Origin of the sequence: Microbacterium sp. KUDC0406 (genome assembly GCF_021582875.1) — a bacterium.
Lineage (GTDB): Bacteria > Actinomycetota > Actinomycetes > Actinomycetales > Microbacteriaceae > Microbacterium.
The window spans coordinates 1,346,211-1,365,606 of record NZ_CP091138.1 but is presented as its reverse complement, the minus strand read 5'-3'; the positions used below and the strand labels follow the sequence as shown (position 1 = coordinate 1,365,606).

Genomic DNA, 19,396 nt, shown 5'->3' with positions numbered 1-19,396 from the left:
CGACCGACGTTCCCGTCTCGGGGGCATGCTGCGCGTCGGGATCTGGGATCCGGTCGGGGCGGCTGCCGCTGCATCCGTCCTGGTGATCCATGGCGTGACCTCGTCGCACCTGGCCTGGCCGTTCGTGGTCGAGCAGCTCCCCGGCATCCGCGTGATCGCCCCCGATCTCCGCGGCCGCGGAGCCAGCAACGACGTGGAGGGGCCGGCGGGCATGAGCGCGCACGCCGACGACCTCGTCGCAGTGCTCGACGACCTCGGCGTCGACGGGCTGCCGGTCATCGGGCACTCCATGGGCGCCTTCGTCGCCGTCGTGCTCGCGCACCGGCATCCGGAGCGGGTCACCGAGCTGCTGCTGATCGACGGCGGTCTGCCGCTCGACGTACCTGCGGGCGTCGAGCCCGAGGTCCTGGTGCAGCTGATCCTCGGGCCGACAGCCGAGCGGCTCTCCCGGCGCTGGTCGGGCGTGACGGAGTACACCGAGGAGTTCTGGCGCCCGCACCCGGCATTCGCCGAGGACTGGAGCGCGGAGCTGGAGGCCTACATCGCCTACGATCTGGTGCCAGACGGTGACGCCTACCGTCCTGCGACGAGCTACCGCACGACGGTGGACGACACGCTCGACATGAACACGGGAACCGCGCTGCCGGAGGCGCTCGCCGCGCTCTCGAAGCCGACGCTGTTGCTCACCGTGCCGCGCGGGCTGCAGAACGAGTCGCCTGGGCTTTACCCGCCGGCGCACCAGCGGCGCCTGCTGGAGGCGTTCCCGCAGGTGCGCCACGTCGGACTCGACGATCTCAACCACTACACGGTCGTGATGAGCGCGCGTGGTGCGGAGGCACTGGCGCCGCATCTGCCGCGCGGGTGATCAGCGTCGCGAGCCGGCGATCCGCGAGGAGAGCTGGTGGGCGTGCGCGAGCAGCGTGCGGCCCAGCTGGGGGAGTCGATCCGATCCGAACCGGAATTCGACACCGGTCAGGCTGAGCGCCCATTCGGGACGTCCGTCGCGATCGAACACCGCTGCGCCCATGCCCCAGGAACCCTCGACGATGAGCCCGGGATTGACGGAGTAGCCGCGCGCCTTGGTCTCGGACAGTCGAGCGCGCAGCGGATGCGAGGCATGCGTGCGTCCCCATCGCTCCGGCAGCTCCGGATGCCGGTCGAGGTATGCATCCACATCGTGGTCGGGGAGGAAGGAGAGGATGGCGAGTCCTGCGCTTGCCACGCCCAGCGGGAAGCGCACCCCCTCGCTCAGCACGAAGGACCGGATCGGAAACGATCCCTCCTCACGCAGCAGGCAGACCGTCTCGTCGGCTCGCCGCACTGAGAGGAACGCGCTCTCCTCGGTCTTCACAGCCAGCGACCGCACGATGTCGCGAGCGAGTTCGGTGACGTCGTAGCGTGCAGCGGCGATGGTTCCCATGAGATACAGCTCCGGACCGGGCATCCAGAGGGCGGTGCCACGATCCTGATCGACGAGGCCCTCCACCTGCAGCGCGGTGAGCAGGCGGTGCGCCGTCGATCTGCTGAGGTCGGCGTCGCGCGCGAGCGTCTGCAGCGAGGCGCCGTCGGACGCCGCGGTCACCAGTCGCAGCAGACGCGAGGCGCGCGCGATCGCCTGCGCGCCCGGGACGGTGCGCCTGGCCACCGAGGAAGGTTCCATAATGTGGACGCTAGTCGTCGTGACGACCACATCGCAAGCATCCGTTTGCCGCAGCCTCCGACGGAGGCGGATGCTGGAGGAGTACCCCATCACGAAGGAGTGACGCGTGATCGACAAGCAATGGGCATCGGCTGCCGAGGCGGTCGCCGACATCCCCGACGGAGCCTCACTGGCGGTCGGCGGATTCGGCCTGTCCGGCAACCCGATGAAGCTCATCGAGGCTCTGCACGCGCAGGGCACGGCCGACCTCAGCATCGTCAGCAACAACTGCGGCGTGGACGACTGGGGGCTCGGCATCCTGCTCGGCGCGCAGCGCATCCGCAAGATGACCTCGTCGTACGTCGGCGAGAACAAGGAGTTCGAGCGGCAGTTCCTCTCGGGCGAGCTGGAACTCGAGCTCACTCCGCAGGGCACCCTCGCCGAGAAGCTGCGGGCCGGCGGCGCCGGCATCGCGGCGTTCTTCACCCAGACCGGCGTCGGCACGCAGGTCGCCGAGGGCGGTCTGCCGCGCCGCTACGACGGGCAGGGCGGCGTCGCCGTGGAATCGCCGGTGAAGGAGGTGCGCAGCTTCGCCGTCACCGGCTCACCGCGCGCCTATGTGCTGGAGGAGTCCATCGTCACCGACTTCGCGCTCGTGCACGCCTGGCGCGGCGACCGGCACGGCAACCTCGTCTTCAACAAGGCCGCCCGCAACTTCAACCCGCTCGCCGCGCAGGCCGGCCGCATCTGCATCGCGCAGGTCGAGGAGCTGGTCGAGCCGGGCGAGCTCGAGCCGGACAGCATCCATCTGCCCGGCATCTACGTCCACCGCATCGTCGAGGTCGGCACCGGCATCGAGAAGCGCATCGAACGGCGCACCGTCCGCCCTTCGACTGGCTCAGGAACCCAGACAGGAGTCTGACATGGCGCTCACCCGCAACGAGATGGCCGCCCGTGCCGCCCGGGAGCTGCAGGACGGCGCGTACGTCAACCTCGGCATCGGTCTGCCGACCCTGGTGCCCAATTACGTCCCCGAGGGCGTCACCGTGGTGCTGCAGTCCGAGAACGGCATCCTCGGCGTCGGTCCGTATCCCACAGAGGAGCGCGTCGACCCCGATCTCATCAACGCCGGCAAGGAGACGGTCACGACGCTCCCGGGCGCGGCGTACTTCGACTCCGCGACGAGCTTCGGAATGATCCGCGGCGGCAAGATCGACGCCGCGATCCTCGGCGCGATGCAGGTGTCGGCCGCCGGCGACCTGGCCAACTGGATGATCCCCGGCAAGATGGTCAAGGGCCCCGGCGGCGCGATGGACCTCGTGCACGGGGCGGGCCGTGTGATCGTGCTGATGGAGCACGTCGCCAAGGATGGCAGCGCGAAGATCGTGAACGACTGCTCGCTGCCCCTCACCGGGCGCGGTGTGGTGCACCGGATCATCACGGATCTCGCCGTCATCGACGTGACAGACGCCGGGCTGGTGCTGGTCGAGACCGCACCCGGTGTCACGGCGGCGGATGTGATCGAGGCCACCGAACCCGAGCTGATCGTCTCGCCTGCGCTGGTCGAAGAGCACGAACTGGAGGACAACTCATGAGCGACATCGTCATCGTCGCCGCGGCCCGCACCCCGCAGGGGCGGCTCAAGGGGCAGCTGGCGGACTTCACCGCACCGCAGCTGGGCTCGCTCGCCATCAAGGGCGCTCTGGCACAGGGCGGCATCGATCCTTCCGAGGTCGACGCCGTGATCGTCGGTCAGGTGCTGCCCGCCGGTTCGGGGCAGAACCCGGCCCGCCAGGCCGCCATCGGCGCCGGTATCGGATGGGACGTCCCGGCCAGCTCGGTGAACAAGGTCTGCCTGTCCGGCCTGACCGCGATCATCGACGCCGCGCGGATGATCCGCGTCGGGGATGCCACCACCGTCGTCACCGCGGGCATGGAGTCGATGACCCGCGCACCGCACCTGCTGATGGGCTCACGCGACGGCTGGACGTACGGCAGCGTCGAGGTGCTCGACCACATGGCGCACGACGGCCTCACGGACGTCTACGACAGGGAGAGCATGGGGGCGTCCACCGAGCGGCACAACCCGCGGTACGAGCAGACCCGCGAGACCCAGGACCGGGTCGCAGAGCTCTCCCACCAGCGTGCCGCCGCGGCGGCCGGGGCCGGTGTCTTCGACGACGAGATCGTCGCCGTCGAGGTGCCGCAGCGCAAGGGCGATGCGATCGTGCTCACGCGCGACGAGGGCGTGCGCCCCGAGACCTCGATGGAGACTCTCGCGAAGCTGCGTCCGGCCTTCGCCGAGGGAGGCACGATCACCGCCGGCAACTCTTCTCAGATCTCCGACGGTGCATCCTCGGTGATCCTCACCACCCGGGAGAACGCCGAGGCCAAGGGATGGCCGGTGCTCGCCGTCGTCGGCACCAGCGGACAGACCGCCGGCCCGGACAACTCGCTGCAGGCACAGCCCGCGCGGGCGATCGAGCGCGCATGTGCGAAGCAGGGCATCACACCCGCCGACCTCGACCTCGTCGAGATCAACGAGGCCTTCGGCGCCGTCGTCGCCCGATCGCAGCAGGAACTGGGCCTCGGCGAGGAGGTCGTCAACATCCACGGCGGCGGCATCGCGATCGGGCATCCGATCGGCGCCAGCGGCAACCGGCTCGTGGCGCACATGGCCCACGAACTGGCCCGGCGCGGCTCCGGCACGGCGGCGGTCGGCCTGTGCGGCGGTGGCGGTCAGGGCGAGGCGCTCATCCTCACGCGCTGAGTCCCGCTCAACGACCCTTGGAGGTCTTCTTCTCGGCCTTCTCGACCTGCTTCGCCTGCTTCTTGGCCCGCTTCGCCTGGACAGGGGCGATCGGGGAGTCGATCGCGACGGCGACTCCGCGCTCATCACGGCGCATGTCGACGAAGGCGCCGATCGCGAAGGCGAGGGTGATGGCCCAGCTCGTCCAGGCGAGCAGCGCGCGCCAGGTGATCGGCGCATCGCGGGTGCCGCGCAGCAGCGAGATTCCTGCGGTGATCGCGGCGAACAGGCCGGTGCTGAACAGGTAGCGCATGGATCCACGCTAGCGGGTTCGGATCGTATGCGCCCGGTAGAATGGCGGGCGGATGCCACGCATCCGCCCGCTGTGTATCTTCCGGCCGTCGGCACCCCGACGGATAGCGGCGGCACCCGACCCCGCGCCGATCCGGCGCGCGAGAGCCATGACACAGACCACGTCGTCACCGAGCCTGATCCGCCTGGCAGGCATCCCGTACTTCCTCATCGCGTTCATCGCGCGACTGCCGTTCGCCATGATGGTCGTCGGTGTGCTGACCCTCGCCGTCGCGGTGCGCGGCTCCATCTCACTGGGCGGCCTGACCTCCGCCGCCGTCGGACTCGGCACCGCCTGCATCGGCCCGCTGCTGGGGGCGGCGGCCGACCGGTTCGGACAGCGCCCGGTGCTGCTGATCATCGCCGTGGCGAACGCCGCGGCGCTCGTGCTCTTCACCCTTGCGGCGTACAGCGAGGCGCCCGACGCGGTCATGCTGATCGCGGCGTTCGCAATCGGTGCCACCGCCCCGCAGGTCGCACCGATGTCGCGCTCCCGCCTCGTGACGATGATCACCGAGAACATGCCCCGCTCGAGGCAGCCCAGGGTGATCGGGTCGACGATGGCCTACGAGTCCGCCGCCGATGAGACCGTGTTCGTGTTCGGGCCGTTCCTGGTGGGGCTGCTCGCCTCGATGATCGCGCCGTGGGCTCCGCTGGTGATCGGCGCCGCACTGACGATCCTGTTCGTCGGCGCCTTCGCACTGCATCCGAGCGGCTCGCACATCGCTGCCGCGCGCAGGGCCGACGGTGTCTCGATCGCGCCCGCGCGCGAGCTGTTCCGGGCGCGGCTGCTCGTGGTCGTGCTGGGCATGTTCGGCGTCGGCCTCTTCTTCGGGACGATGCTCACGGCGCTGACGAGCTTCATGGAGGACCGCGGCCACCCCGAGCAGGCCGGCCTGCTCTACGGTGTGATGGGCGTCGGCTCCGCCGTCCTCGCTCTCGGCGTCGCCTTCCTGCCGCAGGGCTTCAGCCTGCGAGGCCGCTGGCTGGTCTTCTCCGGCATCCTGTTCTCCGGCACGCTGCTGCTGTTCTTCGTGGACGACGTGCCGAGCATGAGCCTGGCGCTCGGTCTCATGGGCATCGGCATCGGTCCGACCCTGGTCACGCAGTACAGCTTCGGCGCGGCACACACGCCGGCCGGCCGCTCGGCGACGGTGATGACGATGCTCGGATCATCGATCATCGTGGGGCAGTCCCTCGGCGCCGCGGTCACCGGCGGCCTGGCCGAGAAGGCCGGAACGGCCGCGGCTCTGCTCCTGCCGATCGTCGCGGCGGCGATCGTGGTGGGCGCCGGTGTCGCCAACCACATCCTGAACTCGCCGCGCCGGCTCGCTCGATAACCTGTAGACCTGTAAGGGAGGTCGCCGGCGTCGGCGACAGGACGGGAGGATCCGTGTCGCGCAGCGAACGGGCGGAGTTCGTGGTGGTGGCCAATCGGCTGCCCGTGGACAGGGTCGTCACCCCCGACGGCGAGGAGAGCTGGCGCACGTCGCCGGGCGGACTGGTCGCCGCCCTGGAGCCGATGATGCGCAGCGTCGACGGTGCCTGGGTGGGCTGGGCCGGCCAGCCCGACCTGGAGATCCGGCCGTTCATCGCGGACGGCATCCGGCTGATCCCGGTCAGGCTGAGCGGTGAGGAGATCGCCGACTACTACGAAGGGTTCTCCAACGACACGATCTGGCCGCTCTACCACGATGTCATCGCGCCGCCGCAGTACCACCGTGAGTGGTGGGACGCCTACGTGCGGGTGAACCGCCGGTTCGCGGAGGCAGCAGCCGCCGCATGCGCCGAGGGGGGACGATCTGGGTGCACGACTACCAGCTGCAGCTCGCGCCGGCGATGATCAGGGAGCTGCGGCCGGACGTCACCATCGGATACTTCCATCACATCCCGTTCCCGACTCACGGGCTGTACGCCCAGCTTCCCTGGCGCGACCAGGTGCTGCACGGCCTGCTCGGTGCCGATGTGATCGGCTTCCAGCGCGCGCAGGACGCCACCAACTTCCTCACCGCCGTGCGTCGTCGGCTGCGGCACGAGGTCAAGGCATCCACGGTCAACAAGGCCGACGGTCACACGCCCCTGGTGAAGGCGTTCCCGATCTCCATCGACACCACGCCCTACCGCGAACTCGCCCAGCGCCCCGACATCCGGGCCAGAGCCGCAGAGATCCGCGCGGAGCTCGGGCATCCGAAGCGCATTCTGCTGGGTGTGGACCGGCTGGATTACACCAAGGGCATCCGGCACCGGGTCAAGGCGTACGGTGAGCTGCTCGATCAGGGTCGTCTCTCGGTGGAGGACGTCACCTTCGTGCAGGTCGCCAGTCCCAGCAGGGAGCGCGTCAACGCCTACATGCAGCTGCGCGACGAGATCGAGCTCGCCGTCGCGCGCATCAACGGAGACTACGACACGACGGGGCATACGGCGATCCGCTACCTGCACCAGGGATATCCGCGCGAGGAGATGGTCGCGCTCTACCTCGCGGCCGACGTCATGCTCGTCACCGCGCTGCGTGACGGAATGAACCTCGTCGCCAAGGAGTACGTCGCCACCCGGTTCGACAACAGGGGAGCGCTGGTGCTCAGCGAGTTCACCGGCGCCGCCGACGAGCTGCGGCAGGCCGTGCGCGTGAACCCGCACGACATCGAGGGCCTCAAGGAGGCCATCATGACGGCGATCGAGATGCCGCCCGCCGAACAGGGCCGGCGGATGCGCTCGCTGCGCAAGCGCGTCCTGGAGCACGACGTGGATGCCTGGTCCACCTCGTTCCTCGACGCACTCGACGAGGCGCGCGCCCGGCGCCGCGCGTAGCCGGCATCCGTGGTGCGATACGCGGCCGGGGATGAGAGGGTGAGGGGATGACCCGAACCTGGATTCCCGGATCGGCGGATGCCGCGCTCGGCGCGATCGCCCGCACGCCGCGACTGCTCGTCGCTCTCGATTTCGACGGGACGCTCTCCGAGCTCGTCGTCGACGCGATGAGCGCCCGCGCCGTGCCCGAGGCGGCCGCCGCGGTGCAGCGCCTCGCCGCCCTGCCGGACACGTTGGTGGCCCTGGTCTCCGGTCGCAGCCTCGACCATCTCCGGATCATCGCCGAGCATGACGACGACTCGCCGGTCGCCCTCGCCGGATCGCACGGCGCGCAGGAGTGGATGCCCGGGACGGGGGAGACCGAGCCGGCCGACCCGCCCGAGGAGCGCGCACTGCGGGAACAGCTCTGGGACGACGTCGAGCAGCTTCTCACGCCCTATCCCGGCGTCGAGCTGGAGCGCAAGACCTACGGTCTCGGCATCCATGGTCGCGCCGCGGAACCCGAGGTGGAGGCACAGGCCTTCGCCGTCGTCGACGAGTTGATGGCGCGCCGCGCCTCGCACTGGCGGCGTCGGACGGGCAGCCGCATCCTCGAGTTCTCGTCCCGGCAGGAAGGCAAGGATGCCGCCATCGCGGCCCTGCGCGAGCGCTTCGACGCCACCGCGGTCGTCTTCGCCGGCGACGACATCACCGACGAGGACGCGCTTCGCTCCCTGCGCGACGGCGACCTCGGTGTGCGGGTCGGATCGGGGAGAGCGCAGCGGAGCTGCGTGTGGAGAACCCACAACAGATCGCCGCGCTCCTCGACGTCATCGCGGACGAGCGGGGCGCCGGTCGGGAATAGACTTCCGTCATGTCCTCCCACGAAGCATCCTCCGGCGCGCCCGGCGCCTCTCCCGAGATCGACATCAAGCCCCGCAGCCGCGTCGTCACCGACGGCATCGAGGCCACCACGTCCCGCGGCATGCTCCGCGCGGTCGGCATGGGCGACGAGGACTGGGACAAGCCGCAGATCGGCATCGCGTCCAGCTGGAACGAGATCACCCCCTGCAACCTCAGCCTCGATCGCCTCGCGCAGGGGGCGAAGGAAGGTGTGCACTCCGGCGGCGGCTATCCGCTGCAGTTCGGCACCATATCCGTCTCGGACGGCATCTCGATGGGCCACGAGGGCATGCACTTCTCGCTGGTGTCCCGCGAGGTCATCGCCGACTCCGTCGAGACGGTCATCATGGCCGAGCGCCTCGACGGCACCGTGCTGCTGGCCGGCTGCGACAAGTCGATCCCCGGCATGCTCATGGCCAGCGCCCGACTCGATCTGTCCAGCGTCTTCCTGTACGCCGGCTCGATCGCGCCCGGCTGGGTCAAACTCTCCGACGGCACCGAGAAGGACGTCACGATCATCGACTCGTTCGAGGCGGTCGGGGCCTGCCGTGCCGGTCTGATGAGCGAGGAGGACCTCAAGCGCATCGAGTGCGCGATCGCACCGGGCGAGGGTGCCTGCGGCGGCATGTACACCGCCAACACGATGGCGTCCGTCGCCGAGGCGCTCGGACTGAGCCTGCCGGGCTCCGCGGCCCCGCCGTCGGCCGATCGCCGGCGTGACTACTTCGCGCACCGCTCCGGCGAGGCGGTGGTGAACCTGCTGCGCCAGGGGATCACCACCCGCGACATCCTCACCAAGGAGGCGTTCGAGAACGCGATCGCCCTGGCGATGGCCCTCGGCGGCTCGACCAACGTCGTGCTGCACCTGCTCGCGATCGCCCGCGAGGCCGAGGTCGACCTCAGCCTGCACGACTTCAACCGGATCGGCGACAGGGTGCCCCACGTCGCCGACATGAAGCCGTTCGGCAAATACGTCATGAACGACGTCGACCGGCACGGCGGCATCCCGGTGATCATGAAGGCGATGCTCGACGAGGGCCTGCTGCACGGAGATGCGCTCACCGTCACCGGCAAGACCCTCGCCGAGAACCTCGCCGAGCTCGACCCGCTGCCGATCGACGGCGAGGTCATCCACACCTTCGACAACCCGATCCACGCCACCGGCGGACTGACCATCCTGCACGGCACCCTCGCCCCGGAGGGGGCCGTCGTGAAGACCGCGGGCTTCGACGCGGCCGTGTTCGAGGGCAAGGCACGGGTCTTCGAGCGGGAGCGGGCGGCGATGGACGCCGTCGCGGAGGGCTCGATCGAGCCGGGCACGGTGATCGTCATCCGTTACGAGGGGCCCAAGGGCGGCCCCGGCATGCGCGAGATGCTCGCGATCACCGCGGCCATCAAGGGCGCGGGGCTCGGAAAAGATGTACTACTCTTGACGGACGGACGATTCTCAGGCGGCACAACCGGCCTGTGCATCGGCCACATAGCACCCGAAGCGGTGGACGCAGGTCCCATCGCCTTCGTGCGCGATGGTGATCTTATTCGGGTCGATATCGCGGCTCGTACTCTCGACCTACTCGTCGATGAGGCCGAGCTGAGCTCCCGCCGCGACGGCTGGGAGCCGCTTCCTCCGCGCTACACCCGAGGCGTTCTTGCCAAGTACTCCCGACTCGTGCGCTCCGCTGCAGAAGGAGCCACGACCGGTTGATCCTTCGACATGCTCAGGGACCCAACCCGTCAGAGTGCAGATCGACCATCAAGGAATGACACATGACTGCTGATTCCGCCCCGGCCGTGCCCCGGCCTCCCGCCCGTCCTGCCGCAGCCCCGGAGATCTCCGGGGCCGAGGCGGTCGTCCGCTCCCTCGAGAAGCTCGGCGTCACCGACGTCTTCGGCATTCCCGGCGGTGCGATCATGCCCGTCTACGACCCGCTGATGGATGCCTCGGGGCTGCGCCATGTGCTCGTCAGGCACGAGCAGGGCGGTGGCCACGCGGCCGAGGGCTACGCCACGGCATCCGGCAAGGTGGGCGTGACCATCGCGACCTCCGGTCCCGGCGCGACCAACCTCGTCACCGCGATCGCGGACGCCTACATGGACTCGATCCCGATCGTCGCGATCACCGGTCAGGTGTTCTCCACGCTGATGGGCACCGACGCGTTCCAGGAGGCCGACATCGTCGGCATCACCATGCCCGTGACCAAGCACTCCTTCCTGGTGAAGGACGCGTCCGAGATCCCCGGCGCCATCGCCGCGGCGTTCGAGATCGCCTCGACCGGTCGACCCGGCCCGGTGCTGGTCGACATCACCAAGGACGCGCAGCAGCAGGTCGCGCCGTTCGTGTGGCCGCCCAAGGTCGACCTGCCGGGCTACCGACCGGTGACCAAGGCGCACGGCAAGCAGATCCAGGCCGCGGCCGCGCTGCTGGCCGAGTCGAAGAAGCCGGTGCTGTACGTCGGCGGCGGCGTGATCCGCGGCAAGGCGTCGCGCGAGCTGCACGCGCTGGCCGAGTCGACCGGGGCTCCGGTCGTGACCACGCTGATGGCGCGCGGCGCGTTCCCTGATTCGCACTCTCAGCATCTCGGCATGCCCGGCATGCACGGCACCGTCCCGGCGGTGCTGGCGCTGCAGGAGTCCGACCTGATCGTCTCGCTGGGTGCTCGGTTCGACGACCGGGTGACCGGCAAGGCCTCGCTGTTCGCTCCGAACGCGAAGGTGGTCCACGTCGACATCGACCCTGCCGAGATCTCGAAGATCCGCACCGCCGGACGTGCCGATCGTCGGCGACCTGCGCGACGTGCTGGTCGACCTCGACACCGCGTACCGCGGGATCACCTCGGGCGCGAAGCCCGACATCGAGGAGTGGTGGTCGTACCTCGACGGGCTGCGTACCGAGTTCCCGCTCGGCTACGCGCAGCCCGAGGACGGCCTGATGTCGCCGCAGTACGTGATCCAGCGGATCGGTGAACTGACCGGCCCAGAGGCGATCTACGCCGCGGGCGTGGGCCAGCACCAGATGTGGGCGGCGCAGTTCATCAAGTACGAGCGGCCGAACTCGTGGCTGAACTCCGGCGGCGCCGGCACCATGGGCTACTCGGTCCCGGCGGCGATGGGCGCGAAGGTCGCCGAGCCCGACCGTGTGGTGTGGTCGATCGACGGCGACGGATGCTTCCAGATGACCAATCAGGAGCTCGCGACCTGCGTCATCAACAACATCCCGATCAAGGTCGCGATCATCAACAACTCGTCGCTCGGAATGGTGCGGCAGTGGCAGACGCTGTTCTACGACGGCCGCCACTCGAACACCGACCTGAACACCGGGCACGGCACCGCCCGCATCCCTGACTTCGTCAAGCTCGCCGAGGCATACGGCTGCCTCGCACTGCGGGTGGAGAAGGAGGAGGACGTGGATGCCGCGATCCGGACGGCCCTCGAGACGAACGACCGCCCCGTGGTGATCGACTTCGTGGTGAGCGCCGACGCGATGGTGTGGCCGATGGTGCCGCAGGGCGTCAGCAACAGCTACGTCCAGTACGCGCGCGACCACGCGCCGGCGTTCGACGAGGAGGACTGACCATGTCGAAGCACGTGCTGAGCCTGCTCGTCGAGGACCGCCCGGGTCTGCTGACCCGTGTCGCGGGGCTGTTCGCCCGCCGCGGCTTCAACATCGAGTCCCTCGCGGTGGGGGTGACCGAGGTGCCCGGCGTCTCGCGCATCACCGTCGTGGTGGACGTCGAGGATCTGCCCCTGGAGCAGGTCACCAAGCAGTTGAACAAACTGATCAACGTGATCAAGATCGTCGAGCTCGAGCAGTCGGCCTCGGTGCAGCGCCACCACATGCTGATCAAGGTGCGCACCGACAACAACACCCGCTCGAACGTGCTCGAGGTCGTGAACCTGTTCCGTGCCTCCGTCGTCGACTACGCCCCCGACGCCCTGGTGATCGAGGTCACCGGCGACAAGGGCAAGGTCGAGGCGCTGCTGCGCGCGCTCGAGCCGTTCGGCGTGAAGGAGCTGGCGCAGTCCGGCCTCGTCGCCATCGGCCGCGGCGGCAAGAGCATCACCGAACGCGTGCTGCGCGGCTGATCCCTTCGCACGACTGAACTTCTGGGTCCCTGAGCCTGCCGAAGGGCCCGACAAACCACTATCAAGGAGAAACACAAGTGAGCACCGAGATCTTCTACGACGCTGACGCGGACCTGTCGATCATCCAGAGCAAGAAGGTCGCGATCGTCGGCTACGGTTCGCAGGGCCACGCGCACGCGATGAACCTGCGCGACTCGGGCGTCGAGGTCGCCATCGCCCTCAAGGAGGGCTCGAAGTCGATCGCCAAGGCTGAGGAGGCCGGCTTCCCGGTCAAGTCCGTGGCGGATGCCGCCGAGTGGGCCGACCTCATCATGATCCTCGCGCCGGACCAGCACCAGCGCGGTATCTACGCCGACTCGATCAAGGACAAGCTGACCGCGGGCAAGACCCTGGCGTTCGCGCACGGCTTCAACATCCGCTTCGGCTACATCGACGCCCCCGAGGGTGTCGACGTCATCCTCATCGCCCCGAAGGCTCCCGGCCACACCGTGCGCCGCGAGTTCGTCGCCGGCCGCGGTATCCCCGACATCATCGCGGTCGAGCGCGACGCGTCCGGCCAGGCCTGGGACGTCGCCCTGTCGTACGCCAAGGCGATCGGCGGCACCCGCGCGGGTGTCATCAAGACCACCTTCACCGAGGAGACCGAGACCGACCTGTTCGGCGAGCAGGCCGTGCTGTGCGGTGGCATGAGCCACCTGGTGCAGGCCGGCTTCGAGACCCTCACCGAGGCGGGCTACCAGCCGCAGATCGCCTACTTCGAGGTGCTGCACGAGCTGAAGCTGATCGTCGACCTGATGTGGGAGGGCGGCATCGCCAAGCAGCGCTGGTCGATCTCCGACACCGCCGAGTTCGGTGACTACGTCTCCGGCCCTCGCGTCATCGACGCCGGCGTGAAGGCCCGCATGGGCGAGGTGCTCGCCGACATCCAGTCCGGCGCCTTCGCGAAGCGCTTCATCGAGGACCAGGACAACGGCGCCACCGAGTTCCTCGCCCTCCGTGAGAAGGAGCAGGGCCACCCGATCGAGGCGACCGGCAAGGAGCTGCGTGCTCTGTTCGCCTGGAAGCAGTCGGACGAGGACTACGTGGAAGGCAGCGCTGCGCGCTGATCCTCGGATCCGCTGATCGACGGAAGCGGGTGCCACCCTCGGGTGGCACCCGCTTCTTCGTCTCCAGACATCCGATGTCTGTGCCAGGATGGGAGGCATGCGGCAGCGATGGTTCGATGAGGCCCGGTTCGGGATGTTCGTGCACTTCGGTGCGTACAGCGTGGCGGCGCGGCATGAGTGGGTGCAGAGCTACGAGCGGCTGAGCGACGAGGAGTACCGGCCGTACACCGAGCACTTCGACCCCGACCTCTTCGATGCCCGAGCACTGGCGCGGCGCGCCAAGGAGACCGGAATGGGCTACGTGGTGCTGACCACCAAGCACCACGACGGCTACTGCCTGTGGGACACCGACGTGACCGGCTTCTCGTCGATCACCTCATGCGGCCGCGACATCGTGCGCGAATTCGTCGACGCGGTGCGCGCCGAGGGACTGCGCGTCGGGCTCTACCACTCGCTGATCGACTGGCACCACCCCGACTTCACCGTGGACTGGAACCACCCGCGCCGTGACGATGCCGATGCCGCCGCACTGAACGAGGGTCGCGACATGGCGCGCTACCGGTCCCACCTGCACGCGCAGGTGCGGGAGCTGCTCACCCGCTACGGTGCCATCGACTACCTGTTCTTCGACTTCACGTATCCCGAGGTCCGGGACGGCTGGGCCGGGAAGGGGCCGGAGGACTGGGACTCCGAGACGCTGCTGGCGATGTGCCGCGAGCTGCAGCCCGAGATGCTCGTCAACGACCGTCTCGGCATTCCCGCGGACTTCGTCACCCCCGAGCAGTATCAGCCGACGTCGCCGCTGGTCGACTCCGAGGGCGTGGCGCAGGTGTGGGAGGCGTGCCAGACGCTGAACGGCTCGTGGGGGTATCACCGTGACAACCACGATCAGAAGTCGGCGACCCTGCTCACGCAGATGCTCGCGGACTCCGTGTCGATGGACGGCAACATGCTGCTCAACGTCGGCCCGGACGGGCGCGGGGCGATCGCTCCGCGCGACGAGGCGACGCTCGGCGAGATCGGTGAGTGGATGCGTCTGCACCGCGACGCGATCGTCGGAGCAGGCCACGCCGACTTCGTCCCGCCGCGCGAGGGCGTCTACACCCGTCGTGGAGGCCGTCTCTACCTGCACCTGTTCTCCTGGCCGTTGGGGTTCGTGCATCTCCCGGGGCTGGCAGGAAGAGTGACCTTCGCGCGCCTGCTGAACGACGGCTCGTGGCTGAGGACCTCTGTCAGCGATCCGGCGCGGCGAGCCTCGCACATGACGCCCGCGGGCGAGGCAGCGGACACGCTGACCGTCCACCTGCCGGTTCAGCGCCCCGACGTGCTGATCCCGGTGATCGAGCTGACGCTCGCGGACTGAGATCAGGCGACCGGCAGCTCCAGGCCGTCCATCGCCAGCCGTGCCGCTCCCTGCAGGATCGCGTCGGCCCCTGTGCGGGCAGCCTCGATGCGGAGCGTCTGTGTGACGAGGGGGTGGCACGCCTCGTAGACGCGGCTGCGCACCGCGGCGAGGAACGGCTCCGAGGCGCTCATGCTGCCGGTCAGGAAGACGGCATGCGGGTTGAAGAAGTTCACGACACCGGACAGCGCCTGTCCGAGGTGCGTGCCCGCGGTGCGCACGAGCGTGGTCGCATCGGGGTGGGCGTCCCTCGCGAGGGCGAGCACGTCCTCGGTGGTCTGCACGGAGCCGTAGCCGCGCTCGTTCATCTGCCGCACCAGACTCGCACCGCTGGCGACGGTCTCCAGGCATCCGGTGTTGCCGCAGGAGCAGGGGATGTCACCGCTGCCGTCGATCCGGGTGTGCGTGATGTCGCCCGCGGCCCCCGTCGCCCCGCGATGCACGCGACCCCCGACGATGATGCCGCTGCCGATCGCCGTGCCCGCCTTGACGGTGATGCTGTGCTTCTCCGTCCCGAACTGCGCGGTGTGCTCGCCGAGGGCGGCCAGGTTCGCGTCGTTGTCTACGGCGGTGGGAACGTCGTGCCGGGTGCGCAGGTGGTCGCCGACGTGGAAGCCCGGCCAGCCCGGCATGCGAGAGGGCTGATCGACCGAACCCGTCGCGATGTCCACGGGACCTGGCAGCCCGACGCCGATGGCTCTGACCGAGGCGTTCTCGCCGAGGCGATCGAACACGGTGCTGATGCGCTCGAGAGTCGCCTCAGGACCCTCCCTGAGATCGATGGCTATGGTCTCGACCTGATCGAGAGCGCCGCCGAGAGTGTGCCGCCCGATGCGCGCGTGCCCGCCCCCGAGGTCGGCGGTGAGGATCGTGCCGGCCTCCGCGAGCTGCAGCACCCGCGGGCGTCGGCCGCCGCGCGAGGTTCCGTCTCCTGCTTCGCGCAGGAGCCCCGCATCGAGCAGAGCCTGCACGCGCATCCCCACCGTCGAGGGCGCGACGCCGAGTTCGGCGGCCAGCTCGCTCCGGGAGCGCGCGGCGCCGCTGGCGATGAGCTCGATGATGCGGCGAGTGGAGGCGTCGTCTGGGCTGAGCATGTGTGTCTCCCGGGGTGGGGCGCCGGCGCTGAGGCGATGAACTCCCGAGACATCGGATGTTCATCTTGCATCAGTGCGCGAAATATGAAACCGTAACTTCGTTCACAACGTTACCAGGTTAGTTCGAGCATCGAAATAACCGCCTGCAAGGAGGCAATCAATGAAGATGAAGCGCATGGGGGCCGTCATCGCGGTCGCCGGCGTCGCGGTGGCGATGACCGGCTGCTCGAACGGCCCGAGCACCGGTGGCGACGCCGACGGCGACACCATCGTCGTCGACATGTGGGCGGGCAGCGAGGACGACACGGCCGCGCTGAAGGCGCAGATCGATGTCGCGAAGAAGCAGAATCCCGACCTCAAGATCGAGCTGCGGACCGCTCCCTGGGGAGACTTCTTCACCAAGCTCACGACGAACATGGCGTCGGGCAACATGGCCTGTGTCACGGGGATGAACTCGGGCATGCTCGCCAGCTACACCGACGGATTCGTGAAGCTCACCGATGCGGACCTCAAGACCGCCGGCCTCTCCGAGAGCGACTTCGCGTCCGGTGCGACCGAGATCCTGAAGAACAAGGGCGACCTGTACGGCCTTCCGTTCGACGTGTCGACGATGGTCGCCTACTACAACGAGGACATGCTGAACGCCGCCGGCGCCGACCTGCCGAAGACGGGCTGGACGTTCGACGACTTCGAGGCGATCGCGAAGAAGGCGACCACCGGAGGCAAGTACGGATTCGGAATCGGGATGGGCGACTTCCAGTGGCAGGCACTCCCGATCGCGAAGTCCGGCACCCAGCCCGTCTCCGAGGACGGCACTCTGCAGCTGACCGACCCCGGCTTCCTGAAGGCGTCCGAGTGGTACGCGGGCCTCGTCACCGACCAGAAGGTGGCCGCCCCGGTGGCATCCGCCTCCGACACGGGCTGGGGCGAGAACCAGTTCACCGGCGAGAACGCCGCCATGGCGGTCGACGGCACCTGGAACGCGGTCGGCTATCTGAAGAACGACGCCGGCTTCACGGCCGGCCTCGCGCCGCTGCCCGCCGGTGACAAGGGCGACCTCAGCCTCGTGCTGGGTTCGGGCTTCGGCATCGCCAAGAGCTGCGAGAACAAGGAGGACGCGCTGAAGGTGCTGGGCTCGCTGCTCAGCAAGGACGCGCAGGACTACATCGCCTCGTCCGGCCGTAGCTACCCGGCGCGCGCCGAGAGCCAGCCGCTGTACTTCGAGTCGCTCGACGAGTCGTACCGCGACCAGGTCAAGGCCGTCTTCGACGCCGCGTTCGAGAACGTGCAGGGCCAGTACGTCTCCGACGACTGGGCCAAGGTCGGCACCTTCGTGCAGCCGCAGCTCGTCAGCGTGTACAACGGCCAGGAGTCGATGAAGAACGTGCTCGAGTCCGCTCAGCAGCAGTTCGGCAACTGACCCACCACCGAATCAGCAAGGGATACACACCGAGATGACCACCACGATCGCTCCTCGGCGTCGTCGCGGTGCTCTCGCCAAGGTCGAGGCGCGCCAGGCGCTGGGCTTCGCAAGCCCGGCCCTGGTGGGCCTCGCCCTGTTCACGATCGTGCCGGTCGTCTTGTCCATCGTGATGAGCTTCTTCGACTGGCCGACGTTCGGCGAGCGCACCTTCAACGGCGGCGCCAACTACGCCAGGCTCTTCCAGGACCCGAACTTCCTGCCGGCGCTGGGGAACACTCTGGTGTTCACCGTCCTGTACGTCCCGGCAAGCATCGCGCTCTCGCTGCTGCTGGCGCTCGCGCTCGGACCGCGGATCCGCGGCCGCGGCGCACTGCGCGTGCTGTTCTTCATCCCCGTCGTCACACCCATGGTGGCGAACGTGCTGGTGTGGAAGATGCTGCTGCAGCCGCAGGGCCTGTTCAACGGTCTCGCGCAGACCTGGTTCGGTGTGGAGCTCCCGAACTTCCTCGCCGACAAGAACTGGGCGATGATCATGGTCGTCGTGATGAGCGTGTGGCAGGGCATCGGCTACAACATGCTGATCTTCTCCGCAGCTCTCGAACAGCTTCCCGAGAGCGTGATGGAGGCTGCGGTGATCGACGGTGCGAGGGGATTCCGTCTCACCTGGAGCGTGATGATCCCGATGATCTCGCCGGCGATCTTCTTCGCCACGATCATGACGATGATCACCTCGCTGCAGGTCTTCGTGCAGCCGCAGATGCTCACCGGCGGCGGGCCGGGCAACGCCACGCTTCCGCTGGTGATGTGGATCTACAACCAGGGCTTCAAGTTCCAGGACCTGGGTCTGGCCGCGGCCGGCGCGTGGATCCTGTTCGCACTCATCATCATCATCACCGCGCTGCAGTTCGGCGCGCAGAAGAAGTGGGTGCACTATGAGCACTGACATCAGGGAACCCCTCGTCCTGAGCGACCCGGAGGACGCCGGGGATGTCGAGGTCGAGCGCACGCGCGGGCGCGCGCCGCAGAACGCCGCAGGGCGCGTGCGCCTGGTCTTCCAGCACGTCGCGGTCTACATCGCCGCGGGCATCTTCCTGCTGCCGCTGATCTACGCCTTCTTCTCGGCACTCAAGCCGAACGGCGAGATGTTCGCCATGCCACCGCGCCTGATCGGCTCGGAGGTGCGCTGGTCGAACTTCGCCGAGGTCTTCGAGTACGGTCCGTTCTGGACCTACATCTTCAACTCCCTGTTCGTCGCGGTCGCCGGCACGCTCGTGGTGCTCATCGTCTCGACGACCGCCGGCTACGCCTTCGGCCGCCTGCGCTGGAAGGGCAGGGACGCCGTGTTCGTGCTGTTCCTGGCCACGCTGATGGTGCCGGCGGAGGTGCTCGTCATCCCGATGTTCCAGGTCATGCAGTGGTTCGACTGGGTGGACACCTTCCAGGCGCTGATCTTCCCGTTCGCCTTCACCGCCTTCGGCACGTTCCTCATGCGCCAGTTCTTCCGCGGCATCCCGTACGAGCTCGAGGAGGCGGCTCGTGTCGACGGCGCCGGTGCGGTGCGCACGTTCCTGCGCATCATCCTGCCGCTGTCGACCTCCGCGGTCGCCGTCCTCGCGGTGTTCACGTTCCTGTCGTTCTGGAACAGCTACCTGTGGCCGCTGATCGTGACCGTCGACTACAACGCGCATGGCACGCTCCCCGTGGGCCTCGCGAGCTTCTCCGGGCTGACCGGAACGCGCTGGGACCTGCAGATGGCGGCGTCGATCATCTCGATGATCCCGACCACGATCCTCGTGATCGCGCTGCAGAAGCACCTGGTGAAGGGCATCGCGATGGCGGGTCTGGGCGGTCGCTGACGT

15 protein-coding genes and 3 pseudogenes are annotated in these 19,396 nt (G+C 68.7%); 15 read left to right on the top strand and 3 right to left on the bottom strand.

Going from position 1 to position 19,396, the window contains the following annotated elements; translation table 11 throughout:
* The first annotated feature begins 25 nt into the window (after positions 1-25).
* Positions 26-865, top strand: coding sequence for an alpha/beta fold hydrolase (locus tag L2X99_RS06885; protein ID WP_236124461.1), 840 nt, complete (start codon positions 26-28; stop codon positions 863-865).
* Here L2X99_RS06885 and L2X99_RS06880 read toward each other — a convergent pair whose 3' ends face one another.
* Positions 866-1,660, bottom strand: a complete 795-nt coding sequence (locus tag L2X99_RS06880; protein WP_236126885.1) for an IclR family transcriptional regulator — start codon at positions 1,658-1,660, stop codon at positions 866-868.
* A 106-nt stretch (positions 1,661-1,766) separates the two neighbouring features.
* Here L2X99_RS06880 and L2X99_RS06875 point away from each other — a divergent pair, with 106 nt between their 5' ends.
* Genes L2X99_RS06875 through L2X99_RS06865 form a run of 3 tightly spaced genes read left to right on the top strand, consistent with a single transcriptional unit; the run spans position 1,767 to position 4,409 of the window.
* Positions 1,767-2,561, top strand: a complete 795-nt coding sequence (locus L2X99_RS06875; RefSeq protein ID WP_236135792.1) for a CoA transferase subunit A — start codon at positions 1,767-1,769, stop codon at positions 2,559-2,561.
* A 1-nt stretch (position 2,562) separates the two neighbouring features.
* The gene (locus L2X99_RS06870; protein ID WP_236124462.1) at positions 2,563-3,234 is read left to right on the top strand and encodes a CoA transferase subunit B; all 672 of its coding nucleotides are present in this window, start codon (positions 2,563-2,565) and stop codon (positions 3,232-3,234) included.
* Entirely contained in the window at positions 3,231-4,409 is a 1,179-nt protein-coding gene (locus tag L2X99_RS06865; protein ID WP_236135791.1) for an acetyl-CoA C-acetyltransferase, read from the top strand. The genes L2X99_RS06870 and L2X99_RS06865 overlap by 4 nt, the downstream gene beginning before the upstream one ends.
* A gap of 7 nt (positions 4,410-4,416) precedes the next feature.
* Here the strand turns inward: L2X99_RS06865 and L2X99_RS06860 are convergent, their stop codons facing one another.
* A complete protein-coding gene (locus L2X99_RS06860) occupies positions 4,417-4,701 on the bottom strand; it encodes a hypothetical protein (protein WP_236124463.1) in 285 nt (94 codons plus the stop codon).
* Between the two features lie 148 nt (positions 4,702-4,849).
* On the opposite strand from L2X99_RS06860, the gene L2X99_RS06855 reads away from it, so the two are divergent.
* From L2X99_RS06855 to L2X99_RS06820, 8 genes and pseudogenes are all read left to right on the top strand, one after another.
* Entirely contained in the window at positions 4,850-6,079 is a 1,230-nt protein-coding gene (locus tag L2X99_RS06855; protein ID WP_236124464.1) for an MFS transporter, read from the top strand.
* 53 nt (positions 6,080-6,132) lie between these two features.
* Positions 6,133-7,547 (top strand): annotated as a pseudogene (locus L2X99_RS06850) (alpha,alpha-trehalose-phosphate synthase (UDP-forming)).
* Positions 7,548-7,594: 47 nt separating this feature from the next.
* Positions 7,595-8,266: pseudogene (gene otsB / locus L2X99_RS06845) on the top strand (trehalose-phosphatase); the annotation flags it as partial.
* Between the two features lie 134 nt (positions 8,267-8,400).
* Positions 8,401-10,134, top strand: a complete 1,734-nt coding sequence (ilvD, locus tag L2X99_RS06840; protein WP_236124465.1) for a dihydroxy-acid dehydratase — start codon at positions 8,401-8,403, stop codon at positions 10,132-10,134.
* A 62-nt stretch (positions 10,135-10,196) separates the two neighbouring features.
* A pseudogene (locus L2X99_RS06835) lies at positions 10,197-12,000 on the top strand (acetolactate synthase large subunit).
* Positions 12,001-12,002: 2 nt separating this feature from the next.
* On the top strand, positions 12,003-12,512 hold the full coding sequence (gene ilvN / locus L2X99_RS06830) for an acetolactate synthase small subunit (RefSeq protein ID WP_157311940.1): 510 nt from the start codon (positions 12,003-12,005) through the stop codon (positions 12,510-12,512).
* Positions 12,513-12,547: 35 nt separating this feature from the next.
* The gene (ilvC, locus tag L2X99_RS06825; protein ID WP_268928572.1) at positions 12,548-13,618 is read left to right on the top strand and encodes a ketol-acid reductoisomerase; all 1,071 of its coding nucleotides are present in this window, start codon (positions 12,548-12,550) and stop codon (positions 13,616-13,618) included.
* 88 nt (positions 13,619-13,706) lie between these two features.
* Positions 13,707-14,981 carry an alpha-L-fucosidase gene (locus tag L2X99_RS06820; protein ID WP_442923502.1) on the top strand — a complete coding sequence of 425 codons (1,275 nt, stop codon included), beginning with the start codon at positions 13,707-13,709 and terminating at the stop codon, positions 14,979-14,981.
* Positions 14,982-14,983: 2 nt separating this feature from the next.
* Here L2X99_RS06820 and L2X99_RS06815 read toward each other — a convergent pair whose 3' ends face one another.
* A complete protein-coding gene (locus L2X99_RS06815; RefSeq protein WP_236135789.1) occupies positions 14,984-16,114 on the bottom strand; it encodes an ROK family transcriptional regulator in 1,131 nt (376 codons plus the stop codon).
* A gap of 160 nt (positions 16,115-16,274) precedes the next feature.
* Between L2X99_RS06815 and L2X99_RS06810 the strand changes: the two genes are divergently transcribed.
* The 3 genes from L2X99_RS06810 to L2X99_RS06800 are packed head-to-tail and all read left to right on the top strand — an operon-like array spanning position 16,275 to position 19,393.
* Positions 16,275-17,534, top strand: a complete 1,260-nt coding sequence (locus tag L2X99_RS06810) for an ABC transporter substrate-binding protein (RefSeq protein ID WP_236124468.1) — start codon at positions 16,275-16,277, stop codon at positions 17,532-17,534.
* Between the two features lie 34 nt (positions 17,535-17,568).
* Positions 17,569-18,480: a carbohydrate ABC transporter permease gene (locus L2X99_RS06805; protein WP_236124469.1), complete on the top strand. Its 912-nt coding sequence runs from the start codon at positions 17,569-17,571 to the stop codon at positions 18,478-18,480.
* Positions 18,470-19,393: a carbohydrate ABC transporter permease gene (locus L2X99_RS06800; protein WP_236124470.1), complete on the top strand. Its 924-nt coding sequence runs from the start codon at positions 18,470-18,472 to the stop codon at positions 19,391-19,393. The genes L2X99_RS06805 and L2X99_RS06800 overlap by 11 nt, the downstream gene beginning before the upstream one ends.
* Positions 19,394-19,396 lie beyond the last annotated feature (3 nt).

Excerpts from the sequence above, each read along its gene's own strand:
- L2X99_RS06885 (WP_236124461.1), top strand. The coding sequence starts at position 26 with ATGCTGCGCGTCGGGATCTGGGATCCGGTCGGGGCGGCTGCCGCTGCA.
- L2X99_RS06880 (WP_236126885.1), bottom strand. The coding sequence starts at position 1,660 with ATGGAACCTTCCTCGGTGGCCAGGCGCACCGTCCCGGGCGCGCAGGCG.
- L2X99_RS06870 (WP_236124462.1), top strand. The coding sequence starts at position 2,563 with ATGGCGCTCACCCGCAACGAGATGGCCGCCCGTGCCGCCCGGGAGCTG.
- L2X99_RS06865 (WP_236135791.1), top strand. The coding sequence starts at position 3,231 with ATGAGCGACATCGTCATCGTCGCCGCGGCCCGCACCCCGCAGGGGCGG.
- L2X99_RS06860 (WP_236124463.1), bottom strand. The coding sequence starts at position 4,701 with ATGCGCTACCTGTTCAGCACCGGCCTGTTCGCCGCGATCACCGCAGGA.
- L2X99_RS06855 (WP_236124464.1), top strand. The coding sequence starts at position 4,850 with ATGACACAGACCACGTCGTCACCGAGCCTGATCCGCCTGGCAGGCATC.
- ilvD (WP_236124465.1), top strand. The coding sequence starts at position 8,401 with ATGTCCTCCCACGAAGCATCCTCCGGCGCGCCCGGCGCCTCTCCCGAG.
- ilvN (WP_157311940.1), top strand. The coding sequence starts at position 12,003 with ATGTCGAAGCACGTGCTGAGCCTGCTCGTCGAGGACCGCCCGGGTCTG.
- L2X99_RS06820 (WP_442923502.1), top strand. The coding sequence starts at position 13,707 with ATGGGAGGCATGCGGCAGCGATGGTTCGATGAGGCCCGGTTCGGGATG.
- L2X99_RS06815 (WP_236135789.1), bottom strand. The coding sequence starts at position 16,114 with ATGCTCAGCCCAGACGACGCCTCCACTCGCCGCATCATCGAGCTCATC.
- L2X99_RS06810 (WP_236124468.1), top strand. The coding sequence starts at position 16,275 with ATGAAGATGAAGCGCATGGGGGCCGTCATCGCGGTCGCCGGCGTCGCG.
- L2X99_RS06805 (WP_236124469.1), top strand. The coding sequence starts at position 17,569 with ATGACCACCACGATCGCTCCTCGGCGTCGTCGCGGTGCTCTCGCCAAG.
- L2X99_RS06800 (WP_236124470.1), top strand. The coding sequence starts at position 18,470 with ATGAGCACTGACATCAGGGAACCCCTCGTCCTGAGCGACCCGGAGGAC.